The sequence below is a fragment of the Ferruginibacter sp. SUN106 genome (assembly GCF_050611765.1).
Taxonomy (GTDB): domain Bacteria; phylum Bacteroidota; class Bacteroidia; order Chitinophagales; family Chitinophagaceae; genus Ferruginibacter.
Genome location: NZ_JBODJC010000001.1, coordinates 436,955 through 451,987, shown reverse-complemented (window position 1 = coordinate 451,987; position 15,033 = coordinate 436,955). Strand labels below are relative to the sequence as shown.

General features: G+C 36.3%; 14 protein-coding genes. 7 read left to right on the top strand and 7 right to left on the bottom strand.

The window, feature by feature from the left end:
* Window positions 1-30: 30 nt before the first annotated feature.
* Entirely contained in the window at window positions 31-702 is a 672-nt protein-coding gene (gene purQ, locus ACQ334_RS01765) for a phosphoribosylformylglycinamidine synthase subunit PurQ (protein ID WP_430986438.1), read from the bottom strand.
* 122 nt (window positions 703-824) lie between these two features.
* On the bottom strand, window positions 825-1,808 hold the full coding sequence (locus ACQ334_RS01760) for a DUF6427 family protein (protein WP_430986437.1): 984 nt from the start codon (window positions 1,806-1,808) through the stop codon (window positions 825-827).
* A 203-nt stretch (window positions 1,809-2,011) separates the two neighbouring features.
* On the opposite strand from ACQ334_RS01760, the gene ACQ334_RS01755 reads away from it, so the two are divergent.
* From ACQ334_RS01755 to ACQ334_RS01730, 6 genes are all read left to right on the top strand, one after another.
* Window positions 2,012-2,629, top strand: a complete 618-nt coding sequence (locus ACQ334_RS01755) for an RNA polymerase sigma factor (protein ID WP_430986436.1) — start codon at window positions 2,012-2,014, stop codon at window positions 2,627-2,629.
* On the top strand, window positions 2,629-3,495 hold the full coding sequence (locus ACQ334_RS01750; protein ID WP_430986435.1) for a hypothetical protein: 867 nt from the start codon (window positions 2,629-2,631) through the stop codon (window positions 3,493-3,495). Before ACQ334_RS01755 ends, ACQ334_RS01750 begins: the two co-directional genes overlap by 1 nt.
* Window positions 3,496-3,532: 37 nt before the next feature.
* A complete protein-coding gene (locus ACQ334_RS01745) occupies window positions 3,533-6,466 on the top strand; it encodes a CHAT domain-containing protein (RefSeq protein ID WP_430986434.1) in 2,934 nt (977 codons plus the stop codon).
* A gap of 70 nt (window positions 6,467-6,536) precedes the next feature.
* Window positions 6,537-7,358 carry a hypothetical protein gene (locus ACQ334_RS01740; RefSeq protein ID WP_430986433.1) on the top strand — a complete coding sequence of 274 codons (822 nt, stop codon included), beginning with the start codon at window positions 6,537-6,539 and terminating at the stop codon, window positions 7,356-7,358.
* Between the two features lie 74 nt (window positions 7,359-7,432).
* Complete coding sequence (locus ACQ334_RS01735; RefSeq protein WP_430986432.1) at window positions 7,433-8,173, top strand: hypothetical protein; 741 nt, start codon at window positions 7,433-7,435, stop codon at window positions 8,171-8,173.
* A gap of 34 nt (window positions 8,174-8,207) precedes the next feature.
* Window positions 8,208-9,104, top strand: coding sequence for a hypothetical protein (locus ACQ334_RS01730; protein WP_430986431.1), 897 nt, complete (start codon window positions 8,208-8,210; stop codon window positions 9,102-9,104).
* A gap of 81 nt (window positions 9,105-9,185) precedes the next feature.
* On the opposite strand, the gene ACQ334_RS01725 is transcribed toward ACQ334_RS01730, so the two are convergent.
* Window positions 9,186-10,703 carry a hypothetical protein gene (locus ACQ334_RS01725; RefSeq protein ID WP_430986430.1) on the bottom strand — a complete coding sequence of 506 codons (1,518 nt, stop codon included), beginning with the start codon at window positions 10,701-10,703 and terminating at the stop codon, window positions 9,186-9,188.
* Between the two features lie 112 nt (window positions 10,704-10,815).
* Here ACQ334_RS01725 and ACQ334_RS01720 point away from each other — a divergent pair, with 112 nt between their 5' ends.
* Window positions 10,816-11,727, top strand: coding sequence for a TIGR01777 family oxidoreductase (locus ACQ334_RS01720; protein WP_430986429.1), 912 nt, complete (start codon window positions 10,816-10,818; stop codon window positions 11,725-11,727).
* 1 nt (window position 11,728) lies between these two features.
* Here the strand turns inward: ACQ334_RS01720 and ACQ334_RS01715 are convergent, their stop codons facing one another.
* The 4 genes from ACQ334_RS01715 to ACQ334_RS01700 all read right to left on the bottom strand — a co-directional run bounded on the left by ACQ334_RS01715 (window position 11,729) and on the right by ACQ334_RS01700 (window position 14,913).
* On the bottom strand, window positions 11,729-12,529 hold the full coding sequence (locus tag ACQ334_RS01715) for an ABC transporter permease (RefSeq protein ID WP_430986428.1): 801 nt from the start codon (window positions 12,527-12,529) through the stop codon (window positions 11,729-11,731).
* A gap of 23 nt (window positions 12,530-12,552) precedes the next feature.
* Window positions 12,553-13,473, bottom strand: a complete 921-nt coding sequence (locus ACQ334_RS01710) for an ABC transporter ATP-binding protein (RefSeq protein ID WP_430986427.1) — start codon at window positions 13,471-13,473, stop codon at window positions 12,553-12,555.
* A gap of 78 nt (window positions 13,474-13,551) precedes the next feature.
* On the bottom strand, window positions 13,552-14,205 hold the full coding sequence (locus ACQ334_RS01705; protein ID WP_430986426.1) for a peptidase M10: 654 nt from the start codon (window positions 14,203-14,205) through the stop codon (window positions 13,552-13,554).
* Window positions 14,206-14,412: 207 nt separating this feature from the next.
* Window positions 14,413-14,913 (bottom strand): transposase, encoded by a 501-nt coding sequence (locus tag ACQ334_RS01700; protein ID WP_430986425.1) that lies wholly within the window; start codon window positions 14,911-14,913, stop codon window positions 14,413-14,415.
* Window positions 14,914-15,033: the final 120 nt, after the last annotated feature.

Below are 15,033 nucleotides of genomic sequence, written 5' to 3'. Positions count from 1 at the left end.
AATGCAATTAACACCGCCTGTTAAATATTCTTAATTGATACCAAACAGGTGGTTAAATATTTTTCTGCCGTCTTCATTGCTTAAAATATTGCTGGTGGCTCTTTCAGGATGGGGCATCATACCATATACATTTCTTTCTTTATTACATATGCCTGCAATATTATGTATAGCACCGTTAGGATTACTTTCGTGGGTAATATTGCCGTTTTCGTCGCAGTAGCGGTAAATGATCTGGCGGTGCATTTCCAGTTCTTCCAAAGTTTTGTCATTGGCAAAATACCTGCCTTCGCCATGCGCCACCGGAACTTTTATTGCTTCGCAGCTTTCGGAAGCGGCTTCTTTCATAAAAATATTTTTGCACACAAATTGTTGCTGGCTGTTACGTAATAGTACGCCGGGAAGTAATCCACTTTCACATAATATCTGGAAGCCATTACAGATACCCAGTACTTTACCGCCTTTATTGGCAAATTCAATTACGCTCTGCATCATAGGGCTAAAGCGAGCAATAGCGCCACACCTGAGATAATCGCCGTAACTGAAGCCGCCGGGTAGCACAATACAATCATCGGTAGTAAACATGCTCAGGTCTTTATCTTTATGCCAAAGCTGAATTACTTCCTGCTTTAAATCATTTTGCAGGGATTCAATCATGTCTCTGTCGCAATTACTACCGGGAAAAACTACTACGCCAAACTTCATAACGAACTATTTTAATTGCAAATGTAAAACAACAATGTGGAATACCGAATTTACGGATACAGAATGTGTGGATACCAGGCGCTTCCGGGCCGGGCAATATTTGCCATTTTGCCAATCTGATATCAAGAGTGAACAAAGTAGCTGATAGCAATTACAAAAGCCACCATTACCCAGTGCAACAGCAGTGGAATTTTTCTGTTATTGGGGTATAAAAATGCAGCACCTAAAAGTGCAGAAAGTGGCACGGCAGACAATATCCAGTATTCGAAAGTGTGAGTGGCATTTATAAAAGGCACAAAAACAGCTACTACAAGGTATAAAAACACCAGGTTCCAGCTTTTGCGTGCCTGTATCAACTGGCGCCTGAAATTCTGCTGCACAAAAAAGAAACCGGCCACGCAAGTGATCAACACCACAATAATGGCTACATAAGACCAGTTGGTTTGATTGAATTTTGGGCTGGTAACCGCAATACCCGGAAACTGATAATTTTTCCACCTGTCAGTTAAAAATGCCCAGGCCAGTAAAAAATAATAGGGTGTTACAATACCCACCAAAGCGATAAACCATTCTGATAATTTAAAGGGGCGGATAATGGCCAGCCCAAAAATCACCAGCACTACAAAGGCCAGGGATGGGAAATAAAAAAAAGTAGCAATGCCGATGGCAATACCGATATTGAACAATGATCGTTTGGGATTTTCATCGTTATACAAACCGCTCATTTTAGCCCACACCCAAATTATTAGTGTATTGATAATAAGAGGTGAGGAAAGCATATTCCACTCTGAGAACAAAGAAGTAACCAGCAAATAACTCATACCGGTAAGGTAGTTAGGCTTTTGCATCAGCTTCAGTTCATTCACCAGTTTATTAAAAGAAACGGCTTGTGTATACAATAACAAATAAGCAATAAAAGGGTAAATAACGGGTATACCACCTGCAAGCGGATGCAGCCATTTTAATAAAGCCCTGTACAAAAAGCCGTCAATCTGCTGCTCCTGTGGCACTTTGGGATATAAAAACATTGGCAGCTTTAATAAGATGCCATAGATCAGCAATAAAAAGGTATTGTAAGGATTGTTGGCTTTAAAAGTGCCCGTCACAGGTAATCAATAGTTGAGAATGAATAATTAATAATGTTTTGCAAAGGTGGTTAATTATTAGATGAATAAAAAGATTTTATAAAAATTTATTTTAATGTTATGTATTTCTATTATCAGATTAAATTATCTTTAATGATAACTTGTAGAATTCCTGTACCTGGTGAGATTTTTATAAACCATTAAGCCAAATCCAAAGTATTTATATGTGCCCCGATGAATGCAAGGCCATTTTTAAGACTAACATTGAGGCAATAGTAGCAGTTTTTACAGCAAACCTGCAACAGGATGCTGATAAAATTGTATCCTGCTTTTACAATTGTCTTAAACAGGAATTTATAAAACGATCTTCCATAATTTATAACGGTTATCCTGAGGAATTTATGGCTTTTGTATCCAACACATCTTTTACAGATAGCATTTTACTTTTTACAACAAAAGCCAGGGCTGGAAATATTTACGATGGTAACGTAAATATTAAATCTGTTTTATCAGGTTTTTACATGACTACTTTAAGGCAAAACCTGCAATCTGAAAAAAGACTACTGGAGAAAAAAGAAAAATATACACTTGGATACAGAGAAGAAGCTACAGAGCTTAATATAGATAGTGAAGAAGCTATTGAAGAACGCTATTCACTATTACAGTTGGCGCTTTCTAAAATGGAACCAGCAGACAGGCAGATAATTATATGGCGACACCTGGATGAAAAAACATGTGATGAGATTGCTGCGCTTTTGGGTATTACTAAGGCGTCGGCCACTAACCGGATTTACAGATGTATGGAACGCCTGAGAAATTTAACTGAAAACACAAATAGCTGATGAGTATAAGTGCAGAACAATATGAACGCATCGTTAACTTTTTAGACGCTGCCATGTCGGTAAAAGACATGGAGGCTTTTGAAAAAGAACTGGCAGGTAACCCCGAAATGCGTAAGCAATTGGATTTTGAGCAAAGTGTAAGGGATAGTTTTGCGTTTACTACTAATAAAAGTGTAAAGGAAGATATTGCTATTGGAGACAACAATAAGCTAATAAAAGAAATGCCAGTTATACCCGTAACTAAAAGTAATTGGTTTTCTTTTGCAATTGCAGCATCCTTTGCAGCCATAATAATTTCAGTACTATTGCTACAGCCAAAAAAGAATATCGCCCCTTTGGTTGTAAAAAATATTGATACCCCTGATGTTAAGAAAAATGACAGTCTGTTAATAACTACAGCTACAATAGATACCAGTAACAAAATAAAACAACTGGCTGCATTATACCGGCAATATTTTTCTGTCGATACTATACCGGAAAATTATCCTGTATACCTGGCAGAGGCTTTTACCAGTTACCAGGATAACGATTATGCTGCTATACAAAAAATAGACCTGGCTAACATACCAGCCACCCGGGGGATAGAGAGCAGGCAAAATATTTTGCAACTGGGCCATTATTACAAAGGCATTGCTTTTTTAAAAACCAATACTATACCACAGGCATTAAGCAACCTGCAATGGATAGAACAAAATGCCGATGATGCAAAACTTAAAATAAAAGCACAATGGTACCTGGCGCTGGGATACATAAAAAAAGGCGATGTTGCGGAGGCCGGTAAACTACTTGCAATAATAAGCAACAATAGTACCTACTATAGATACAAAACCATGGCTGCAACTTTATTGAAAGCATTACAGGAGTAATATATTTATAAACTAATTAACTTTTATTCTTTAACCGATGATCAGAAAAATTCTGGTGTTTACTTTACCTGTTTTATTATTGAGTACTGTTGTGTTTGCCCAGGAGCAAAAAATATTGCAGGATTCTATGCAGTATTATTTCAACAAAGGCAATTTTGTAACCGCCATTTTTTGGGCGGAAAAAAATGTGGCTGCTTTAAAGCAAAAAGTAGCTGTTACCGATACTTCGTATATAGCAGCTATGAATAACCTTGGAGAGTCGTATTTTTCTAATGGTAATTACAAAGAAGCAAAAACAACATTTAAAGAAGTTATTACCATCATTAAAAATAAAGAAGGTGAAAAAAGTGCTGCTTATGCAATGCAACTGGATAACCTGGGCAATGTAGCCGAAAAACTAGCCGAATGGGCCGATGCAGAAAATTATTTTTTATCGGCTGTGAAAATTCAAAAAGAAATTTCGGGAGAAGACAATGTTGCTTATGCTAATTATATTACCAGCCTTGCAGTATTATACCGCTTACAAAGTAAATATACCGAAGCAGAAAGTTTATACTTAAAAGCCGGTGCTATTTTTAAAAATACAGAAGGAGAAGAAAGTGCTGATTATTTAACTTTTAAAAACAACCTCGCCGGCTTATATTATGCCACTGGTAAATTAGCGCTTGCAGAAAAAACATTTATTGAAACCGCAGCAATTAAACGAAAAGTATTTGGTGCAGAAAGTTTTGATTACGGTCATACTTTGAGCAACCTTGGCGTAGTCTATTATGTATTGGGGAATTTTTTAGCGGCAGAAACAGTTTTTGATAAAGCCATTTCCATTTTTGAAAAAACAACAGGCGATAAAAATCCGCAATATGCACTTACAGAAGGATTATTGGCATCTACTTACCAGCAATTACTTGAATATAGCCGTGCCGAAAAATTGATCCGGCATCAAATGTCGGTTAATGAAATTACAGTTGGTAAAAATAGTGCTGAATATGCTACCTCGCTTAACAATCTTGCTTTTTTGTATATAAAAAGTGGTAAAGATTCTGCTACGGAGATGATGCTTAAAGAATCGCTTGAAACCAGGAGAAAACTTTTTGGAACAAATAATACTGATTATGCCATTACACTTAATAACCTGGCACTTTATTACACAAGAAAAAAAAGTTTTACGGTTGCCGATTCCTTATATAAAGAAGCTCTTTCTGTACGAAAAAACATCTCAGGAGAAACTAACCAGGATTATATCAATTTGATTTCAAATCAGTGTGAATTATACCTGTTAACAAAAAATTATGCGGCGGCAAGTAAAGCCGCATTAAAAAACCTAGCTGTTGAAGAATTTCTTTTGCTAAATAAACTGGATTTTTTAACAGAGAGCCAGTTGATAGCTCATGTAAAAAATAATGAAACACCTTTTTCCATGCCCTATTCTTCTTTAGCACATTATAATTTACCCGATCTTTTAAAAGCTGCTTATAATAACAGGCTGCTTATAAACGGCATAGCCATTCAAAACACGTCCGTTCTTTCTAAAGAAATGCTGCAATCAAAAGATAGTATAACCGTAAACCTTTGGAAGAATTATAAAAGCAATAAATCATTACTAAATAAAACGCTTACACAACCGGTTACAGCACGAGTAATTAATTCAGACTCATTGGCCGATGTAACTATTCAGCAGGAAAAAGATCTGATGCACCAATCTGAAAGCTTCCGGAATATCAAAGAAAAATTCAATATCACGTGGCAGGATGTACGTAATAACCTGGCACCAGCTGAAGCCGCAATAGAATTTATCCGCTTTAAAGAAATTGGCAACGATTTTAATTATAATTTTTACTATGCTGCCATGGTATTACGGCCAAAAGACAGTGTGCCTGTGTTTATAAAGCTTTTTGAAGAAAGTGCATTAAAGGCGGCACTTAAAAGCTTTGCATATAAAGAACCTATCGTAACAAGAAGTGGTAAACCAATCAATAAAATACCCAGTACAAAAAATACTACAAGCGGGGTATACCATTTAATCTGGCAACCACTTGAGCCGTACTTATCAAATGTAACCACAGTGTACTTTGCACCGGATGGGTTATTGCACAATATTGCTTTCGCCGCCATTCCTGGTAAAAATGGCAGCGTATTATGCGATACATACAGCCTGATACAAGTAACTTCTACAAGGCAGGTAGCAATTAAAGATACTTATCAGAAACCGCCTGCATCCATTGCATTATTTGGCGGCATCGATTATAATAAACAAAGTGCTGATACCGCCGGTATTGTAAAACCTTACCAGTACAGTTACGTATACCAGCAAAGCAGGAGCTCTGCGCCGGATTCATTTGTTTACCTGCCGGGTACATTAAAAGAAGTGGCTGGTATAAAAAAGAATATGGACCTGCAAAAAAAGAATGTATCATTTTATATAGGCGACAAAGCTACAGAAGCAGCTTTCAGGAGCCTTGATGGGGAAGCTTCACCAGAAGTAATTCATTTTGCCACCCATGGTTTTACCATACCTGATACAGCTACTAAAAAAAACATTGGCTCCGTTTTTAAAATCAGTGACAATCCTTTATTACGCAGCGGCCTTGTGCTTGCAGGTGGCAACAAAGGCTGGAAAGGACGAAGCCCTGCAGGTGAAGATGACGGCATTTTAACTGCACTGGAAATAACAGCTGCATCTTTACCCAATACACAATTAGCAGTACTTTCTGCCTGCGAAACAGGCACCGGCGAATTACGTGGCAGCGAAGGTGTATTCGGTTTACAAAGAGCTTTTAAAATAGCAGGAGTTAATTATATCATGGCTTCTTTATGGCAGGTACCTGATAAAGAAACTGCTGAGTTTATGCATATATTTTACAGCAACAGGCTTGCCGGAAAAAGTACCAGGCAGGCTTTTTTAACTACGCAGCAATTCATGCGCAAAAAATATCCGCCATACTATTGGGCAGCATTTACGCTGGTACAATAATTAAAAAATCTTTACAGGGTGATGATAACCTACTGGTTATTGCTATTACTACAATAGCAATACCAGTATTATGCTGCAGATACCCAATCATCAATTATTTAATAAAAATAAATCTTATACTGCATTGGCGCAGCTGTATCTGCATGAAAATATACAACCTGCAATTATTACCATACCATTACAACAAGCAGTATTACAGCAATTAAATGCACTGATAAAAAAAGAGCAGTTTTATTTTATAACCGATGTAAGATCAGGAGCTATATCATTCTGCAATGGTATTAGTACCTGGCTGGGTTATACTGATGCTCATTTTACTCAAAAAAATTATGTAGCCGCAATACATCCGGCACATGCTGTGGTGCAGGGTTTTTATGCACTGGCTTTTTTTGAAGCGCTTATAAATAATCAGATAACCGCACAATTCTTATACCCCTGCTCTGTTACAACACTGGCGCTAAAACACAAAACAGGCAAATACTTTTATTGCAAAAGGCAATGCTATCCTTTTCAATTAACCAGCGATAATAAGGTAACGGCCTACCTGAGTGAGTTTACCATTATAAAAGAACTAAGCAATGAAGATTATCATTCAAGAATGTTCTATGAACACGAATCAGCTTCCGGAAATAACGACCTGGTGAAAAAACTGGCGCAGAAAAAATTTGAAGAAACAAAAGGCTTTTCTATCCAGGAATTGCGGATACTAAAAAGATATGACAGTAAAACAAAAGTAACCAGTGAAATGATTGCCAAGGCTTTTAAAATAGAAAAAGGCACTGTAGATACTTATAATAAACGCATACTTAAAAAGGCAGAAAATATTTTTGGTCTCCGCTTTGGTGATGCCAGAAATGCGGCAGCTTATTTAAAACGGGTAGGGTTGTTATAAAAAAATTAATAAGTCCCTATGATGGGTACAACAATATTTACACATAAAATTATTTTTGACTACAAATAAAAAAAATGAAAACACTATTAATTACTCTCTTAATTGCATTCAGTTGTAAATTATCCTTATCTCAAAGTAAAATGGCTGCTGATATTGATACCGCAGTAAACAAAACAGGTAAAACAGATACAAAAGTTTATAGAGCAAGAAACCCTGCAGACTCTATAAATCCTTTTAAAAGAAAATATCCTGCTCATGAAAAACAGGTTGCTGATAGCTTAAAGCTGAATAGCGAAGTACAAAGAGAGAGAACTAATAAAGCAAAAAAATGGCCGGCAGAAGACAATAACAACAAAACGCCTCAGCAGGAAACTATTAATAACAATTCCACTACTAAAACTCTGGATAATAATATTAATTTTTCAGTCACCAGTTGTATAGGTGATGCAACCGCACAAACCGTAACTGTTTTTTTTACTTTTTCTAATACTCAAAAAGTAAACCAGTTAATTTGGGTAGGCCCTCATGGCCATAATTATGATTACAGAAAAAAAGCGATGGCGTTTGATAACAATGGCAATCAATTTGAATTTGGCAATGCCACTTTAGGCCAAAGTACAAGTAAATATGAGGTTAAAAGCCAATTACCTAAGGACATTCCGGTTAATGGATCTATAAAATTTCTGAACGTATTACCATCTGTATCAAAATTCAGCCTGATAAACATCCCCAGCGGAAGTGCAAACTGGAATGGCGGCGGTGATAAAAAAGATGTTATTATAGAAGTAAAAGATATCAATATCACATGGAAGTAAAATGTTTCATTTTAGAACGCCTAAAATTATGCTTATGAAATTCAGTCAAAATAAAAGAACCACTGCCAGGCCCGCTATCTTGATTATTCTTTTAGTTTTATCATTTAGTGTACACTGTTTAGCCCAGGGTGTTACTCCTGCTGACGACAATGAAAGAAAAGTAGACTACTTTGAAAGAATTTATTTTTCAGGGAAAAACAAAGCAGATATCAGCGCATTATACCTGGCAACAATACAGGAACTGCAGGATAAAAACTTATCAGCTGCAGCAGAAAAACAGTACAACTTGCTGGTTGCACTTAAAGACCAGGTATTTGAAGCCGAAAGTGCCTGCGATGCCCTGGAAATTATAGCAGTAGCAATATATAGTATTGACGCTAATACTGCCATAAACCAAGGCATTAAAGCGCCAACTGAAAAAGTAAAAAAAGCAACATTTGATGAGGTTTCATCAGCATTAACCAGTAATGTTGACAGTACATCCAGGGCAAATGTATATGCAGCAAAAGCCGGCGAGGGGAAAAAAATTTTAACCGCTGTAACAGGTATTGTTTTTCCCAAAAAAGACAAACCCTGTAAAGATGTAACACCAAAAGTGATCACAATAGGTTTACACAATGCAGATGACAATGCAGCAGGTGGAAATACAAATAACAATGGAAATACGAGCAGTGTTAAAACGATTAATACAAAAATCACTATAAAAAATATTAAGTACAATCAACTCTCTACAATCGTATCCCGGATTGAAAAAACGGAAGGCATCAGCAATCTTAACAGTGATAATTACAGTAACAGTATTGCAATACTTGAAGTAAAGCATACGCTTAAAACAAAAGAAATAATTGATAAAATACTTACAGCAAACAAAGAATTAAAAATTGAAGTAGAAAGTATATCTGCTGACGGAGCTATACTGCTAATAAAATAATTATCAGAAGACTAAGAAATCTATTGATGAAAAACTTAAAGGCAAAATACCTTTTGTAATCCTGGCTTATCTGCTCTTATCTTAAAAATCCACCCGGGCAAAACAGATATAACTCCTGTACATGCATGGAATAATCAACTGACTTGCGCCTACCTGCTTGCTCAGGCTGGGCATAAATTGGTAGCCACGTTCCTGGCTTTTTAATGTGGGGTTACGGGTAATTACACCAGCAGGAGTAATGCTGTGGTTAGCGATGATCTGGTTTTTATTTTTATCATCATTAAATAAAAAGTGGATTTCGCCGCCGCTGTTCATAGTGGAAAAAGATAGAAAATTTTCATTGTCATCATCAAACTGATCTTTATGAATCACCCGGCTCCATTCCAGCTTACCATTTTTATCTACACTTAAGATCATAATATTGGCATAATAATACCTGGTGCTTTGGTTGGAATTATAACTACCTAAGGGGCGGTAATAATTATAGTAAGGATTATAGTAGTAAGAGGAATACGGGCTGTAATAAGAATTGTTAAGGTAATCCCAGCGATTCCATGGGTTGTTATTGCCACGTCCCTGGGTAGAATAGTCTTCGGCAGTAAGTAAAAAGCCTCCATCCTTTTTTACAAATACCTGGCGAATAAAAAAATCATCTAATGCAAAACGCAACTGCCCGTTTGTTTTGGCTTCGTCCCTTATGGTATCGCCCAAAACGGTAAAATCACGTAGAAAGGTCTTGGCACTATCCCGGTCCCATTCGTAAGTAAATAACCCTTCAATACTACCACGGTTTTTTTTGTAATAAAAGGAATTAATAAGATACTTTTTGTTGAGGTTATCAACTTTTACTTTTACTTCATCAATATAATATTTTTCGAGGTCTATCTCGTGAAAGATAATACTGTCTTCAGAAGGCGCTTTTATAGCCAGGCTTAAACTATTGCTGTTATCCCTGTTACCATTTTTACTATCTTTTGTAAAAACAAAATTACCATCATTGTCCAGTAAAAAATTATCATAATTATCCCTGCGTTCGTTATACTCCAATGTACGCCTGCTTTTATTGAGCAGGTGCAAACTGCTGTCGAATAAAAGTGTTACCAGGCTGTAGTGGTCATATTTTTTATGAATTTTAAACACCATTATTTTCTGCTTGTCTTCGCTGTTGATGGTGGTGTAAATTTTATTATCGGCCAGTATAGAAATCTGTGTGGTATCTAATTCAAAAGGCTCCCCTATTTTTTTAGCATCTCCATCTAATTTTACAGCCATACAGTGCAGGGTATTGCGCTTCTGGTATTGATAGATCATAAAAAAATGATCCGGATAAATTACAAAATCAACATTAAAGGTTTTTTCAGGAACAAAATCTAATTTAACGGTTTCCTTAATGGTCATGTCGTAATTAAAAATATTGATCTTATGACGCCACTTTACATTTTTGTACACTAAAAAATGGCCGTTCATCTTACCAATGATTTCGAAATTAATATCCCGGTTATTATCTTCCTGCTCATAATCTGAGTATGTAACTTTTTGACAAAAAGCTAACGCAGGCAATACAAGAAATATAGCAATAACAAAAATGATGCGGTTCATGAATGAGGATCTTTATAATTAAAATTACGATTTAAAAACCAATAGCGTTAATTTACGTTAATAAGATGTACGAAATTTTGTGATTACATAAACAGTTAAATAATTTACAAAAATGCAGACCGTTTTAATAAGTGGTGGCACCGGAATGGTGGGCAAGGCTTTGGGTAAACTCCTGGTAAATAAAGGCTATAAAGTAATAGTACTGAGCAGGCAGGCAACTGCAATGCCAGGCAGTGGTATAAGCACGGCTAAATGGGATGTAAAAAAACAAGAGATGGATATTGCGGCTTTGCAGGAAGCAGACTATATCATCCATCTTGCAGGAGCTGGTGTGATGGATAAAAAATGGACCCCTGAGTATAAAGATGAAATAGTAAGCAGCAGGGTAGAGAGTGCAAAACTGATTGTGAATAGCTTAAAGAACAATACCAATAAAGTAAAAAAAGTGATCAGTGCCAGTGCTATTGGCTGGTATGCACCCGGCGAACAATTACATACCGAAGAAGAAGTAGCTGACGATAGTTTTTTGGGGGATACCTGCAGGCTTTGGGAAGAAAGTATAACACCTGTTACAAAATTAAACATCGGGCTGGTGAAATTTAGAATTGGCATTGTGTTAAGTAAAGAAGGCGGGGCACTAAAAGAATTTATTACGCCCATTAAATTGGGGGTGGCTGCAATTTTAGGCAACGGTAAACAAATCATCAGCTGGGTACATATTGATGACCTGTGCAACATGTTTTTGTTTGCTATAGAAAACGAAAACGTTACTGGTGTTTATAACGCTGTGGCTCCCGAGCCGGTAAATAATAAAACGCTTACAATAACGCTGGCAAAAAAAATGAAGCGTTTATTTTTTATCCCTTTACATGTACCCACATTTATTTTAAAACTTATGCTGGGTGGCAGAAGCATTGAAATATTAAAAAGTGCTGCGGTAAGTTGTAAAAAAATTGTGGCAACAGGTTTTAGTTTTCAATTTAAAAATATTGAAAGTGCTTTGGAAGACCTGGTTGGTAAATAATTTAAGTCTTGAGGTCGGTAGTACGAAAATACCTAACGATCGTATAGATATAAGCAGCAAGGTAAATGGCTGCACTAATCATTAAAGCCATGTCGCTGACTGTTCTTGACTCAAACGCAGCCGGTTTAAAAGGATTAGGTATCAGTGAATCGACAGTTTCTAACGGAAGGAAATAACCGACCTGGCTTTGTTTAAAAGTAAGTCCCAGCCATAGCAGGTTATCCAGGATAACGACTAACACAAAATAGATAATGATTGAAAGACCGGTTCGCTTTACCAATATCGCCACCAAGAATGCAACGACTAAATAAATTGTAGACATCAAAATGAAATAGCCGATATATTTTAATCCGCCAATTATATCAGCTCCTGAAGGAGAATAAGTGAAACCAATTATTAAAGCCGTTAAAAATGTTATTACCGCAGCCGACAACACAAAGAAAATCAACAATGAAAATTTTGCTTTAATAAAATCCAGTCTGCTCCAGCCATCAATAATATTTTGCCGATGAGTTCGGTATTGCACTTCATTTGTTATCAGCAATATAAACAGCATGGCAAGAACGATAAAAAACAATCCTGAAAAATAAGTGGTTGAATGCCAGATTTTAGGAAAGATAAATGGAGTGCCTGCCAATGCCTTTAAGGTCATTTCTTCAAAATTGCTATACTTTGTTGACATGAATTTATAAGCAACAAAAATTATAAACAAAGGCGTAAAAAGCATATAGGATAAATACAGTACCCAAAATGTTCTGTATGTTTTTATTTTAAGCCATTCTATTTTAAAGAGATTGAACATAATTAATTTTTTCTAAGGTTAATTTATCTGTCACTTTGTTTACCGGTAATTTCCAAAAATCTTGTTTCCAGTGATTTTCTTTTTTCATTAAGGCGGTTTAATATAATACCATTATCAAAACAAAATTTATTTACCTGTGCAGCAGTAACATTTTCGCTGCAGGTTATCTGCAGTACATTGTCAATCAACTGCACATCCTGTACGCCATCCATCTGTTGTAATACTTTTATCAAGGCTTCGTCATTATCTGCAGCTACTTCTATAAGCACCGTTACTGCAGCATCACCACTGGTATGAGACATTACTTCTCTTACCGAACCTACTGTTTTTAAAACACCTTTTTGTATGATAGCAACATGCGTACAAACTTTTTCCACTTCATCCAGTATATGACTGGCCATGATGATGGTTTTGCCTTTGCGGTTAAGCTCTTTTATCAGTTCTCTTATTTCTGCAATTCCTGCAGGGTCCAATCCGTTGGTGGGTTCATCAAAAACTAAAATATCAGGATCACCTAACAACGCTGCCGCTATAGCCAACCTTTGTTTCATCCCTAACGAATAGGTATTGAATTTAGAATCCCTGCGTTCATAAAGGTTTACGATCTGCAATACTTTATCAATATCTTCTTCGCCTCTACCTTTTATTTTGGCAGCAATTTTCAAATTGTCTGTGGCACTTAAATAATGATAAAAATTGGGCGTTTCTAAAAGCGTACCGATTCTTTTTCTAATTTCAGAAGACCCCTCTTCTCCCATCCACGAAAAAGTTCCGCTGGTGGATTTCAACACATCCATTACAATGCCCAGCAAGGTTGTTTTACCACTTCCGTTGGGGCCTAAAATACCAAACACTGTTTTTTCGGGTACCGAAAAACTTACGTTTTGTAAAGCCCTTACTGATTTATAATTTTTGGAAAGATTATCTACCGTTAAAACCGCCATGGTAATAATTATTATTTAAGCTTTGAAGGTAAGGGATTTTTGCAATCATCAATTGCCGGAATTTTATGAAAGGTAAATCTAAGGCACTTGCTTTGGATGCCACAAGGAAGTAAAGCCTCCTATTACTGCCAATCCACCGGCATCAAAATCTAGTTTGTGCAGTTTTAAATTATCTATATCCTGCTGCAATACTTTTCTTGTAAAAGGACTCATGGTGCCACCAATTGCATGTGCTTCGGCAGCGGGATCGTATTGAAAGGCTTTATCTACAATGGTGCCTCTTGGGTACATTATACCCGGCGTTCCCTTCCCTCTTATATCAAGGTCCTCCGGATGGTCCAATCCTATTGTATGGCCAAATTCATGCGCTGCGGTGGTGGATTTATTTAACAGGTTATCCAGTTTAAAATAACCGGTGTTACTGTTAATGCCATCCACAAAAGAAATATTGCCCGATGCGTATTCTTCTATCCTGAAATAATTATTTCTCGGGTTGGTATTCTCATAGATCATTTCCGGGATCAATGCTTTACTCCAGATGCCTTCGATATTAAATTGTACCGCATACATTTCATTTTTAATTTTGGCTTTACCATTGGCTTCATTCCAGTAATGTGCAATATCTGCAGCGATAAATGTTGCTATTTCATCATTGGCCGCATCGCCATAAATAAATATTACAGCATGGATGATGAGTTGATTGTTGTATTTTAAAATTTCTGCTTCGCCCATGGTATTTAGTACATTGAAATTATATTTCGATACATTTTATTTCGGGATTTTATTCCGAAATTATAATAAGCCGAAATAAAATTTCAGCATACTAAAACATTCTAATTCTGCTTCTGCCATTGTATTTGTACATTGAAATTTCATTTCGATTAAAAATGTATCGAAATATAATTTCAATGTACCAAGCCGAAATGAAATTTCAGCGTACTAAAACATTCTTTCAAGCTCGGGATTAATATAAGTCCATTCCCACTCTTTCCAGTCTTTTACAAAGCCGGCTTTTACAGCATTATTAATCGTGTAAAAAATAATCCTTTCAAACTCTTCCTTATTCCTCACTATATGATCATAGCTTTCCTGCGCCCAAAATTGCCCCAACCTTTTTAAAACCTTATTACATTGGAGCGCTGTGTGTCTTTTATGCTTTTGTAAAATGGTATACAATGGCAGCCCGTCTTTTAATGTTGTAATTACCAAATGCACGTGATTAGGCATGATACAATAACACCACAATTTATAAAATTTTTCATTGCAATAATGTAATGAGTCTGTTACAATAGAAGCTATTCCGGGTTGCTTAAGCCAATATGGTTCATTGAGGTTACTATCAAGATACGCATCTATTAAGCCGAAGTAACGTTTTTGCTCATTATACTTTTCTTCTTTTGTTACTGCTCTTCTTTTATTTTCAATCGCCACTAATTCCATCTCCTTAATTGTAGCAATGGGAATAGAATCTACTAAACGATAGGTAATAAAGAATGTTTCCTGGCTGGGTTGGATATGGGGTAATTTTCTGCTGTAAAATGGCTTTTATTCGGGCATAAA

Bases quoted from the DNA above. Each gene is read 5' to 3' on its own strand.
- ACQ334_RS01735 (WP_430986432.1), top strand. From the start codon at position 7,433: ATGAAAACACTATTAATTACTCTCTTAATTGCATTCAGTTGTAAATTA.
- ACQ334_RS01745 (WP_430986434.1), top strand. From the start codon at position 3,533: ATGATCAGAAAAATTCTGGTGTTTACTTTACCTGTTTTATTATTGAGT.
- ACQ334_RS01750 (WP_430986435.1), top strand. From the start codon at position 2,629: ATGAGTATAAGTGCAGAACAATATGAACGCATCGTTAACTTTTTAGAC.
- ACQ334_RS01730 (WP_430986431.1), top strand. From the start codon at position 8,208: ATGAAATTCAGTCAAAATAAAAGAACCACTGCCAGGCCCGCTATCTTG.
- purQ (WP_430986438.1), bottom strand. From the start codon at position 702: ATGAAGTTTGGCGTAGTAGTTTTTCCCGGTAGTAATTGCGACAGAGAC.
- ACQ334_RS01700 (WP_430986425.1), bottom strand. From the start codon at position 14,913: ATGGAATTAGTGGCGATTGAAAATAAAAGAAGAGCAGTAACAAAAGAA.
- ACQ334_RS01710 (WP_430986427.1), bottom strand. From the start codon at position 13,473: ATGGCGGTTTTAACGGTAGATAATCTTTCCAAAAATTATAAATCAGTA.
- ACQ334_RS01725 (WP_430986430.1), bottom strand. From the start codon at position 10,703: ATGAACCGCATCATTTTTGTTATTGCTATATTTCTTGTATTGCCTGCG.
- ACQ334_RS01755 (WP_430986436.1), top strand. From the start codon at position 2,012: ATGTGCCCCGATGAATGCAAGGCCATTTTTAAGACTAACATTGAGGCA.
- ACQ334_RS01720 (WP_430986429.1), top strand. From the start codon at position 10,816: ATGCAGACCGTTTTAATAAGTGGTGGCACCGGAATGGTGGGCAAGGCT.
- ACQ334_RS01705 (WP_430986426.1), bottom strand. From the start codon at position 14,205: ATGGGCGAAGCAGAAATTTTAAAATACAACAATCAACTCATCATCCAT.
- ACQ334_RS01715 (WP_430986428.1), bottom strand. From the start codon at position 12,529: ATGTTCAATCTCTTTAAAATAGAATGGCTTAAAATAAAAACATACAGA.
- ACQ334_RS01740 (WP_430986433.1), top strand. From the start codon at position 6,537: ATGCTGCAGATACCCAATCATCAATTATTTAATAAAAATAAATCTTAT.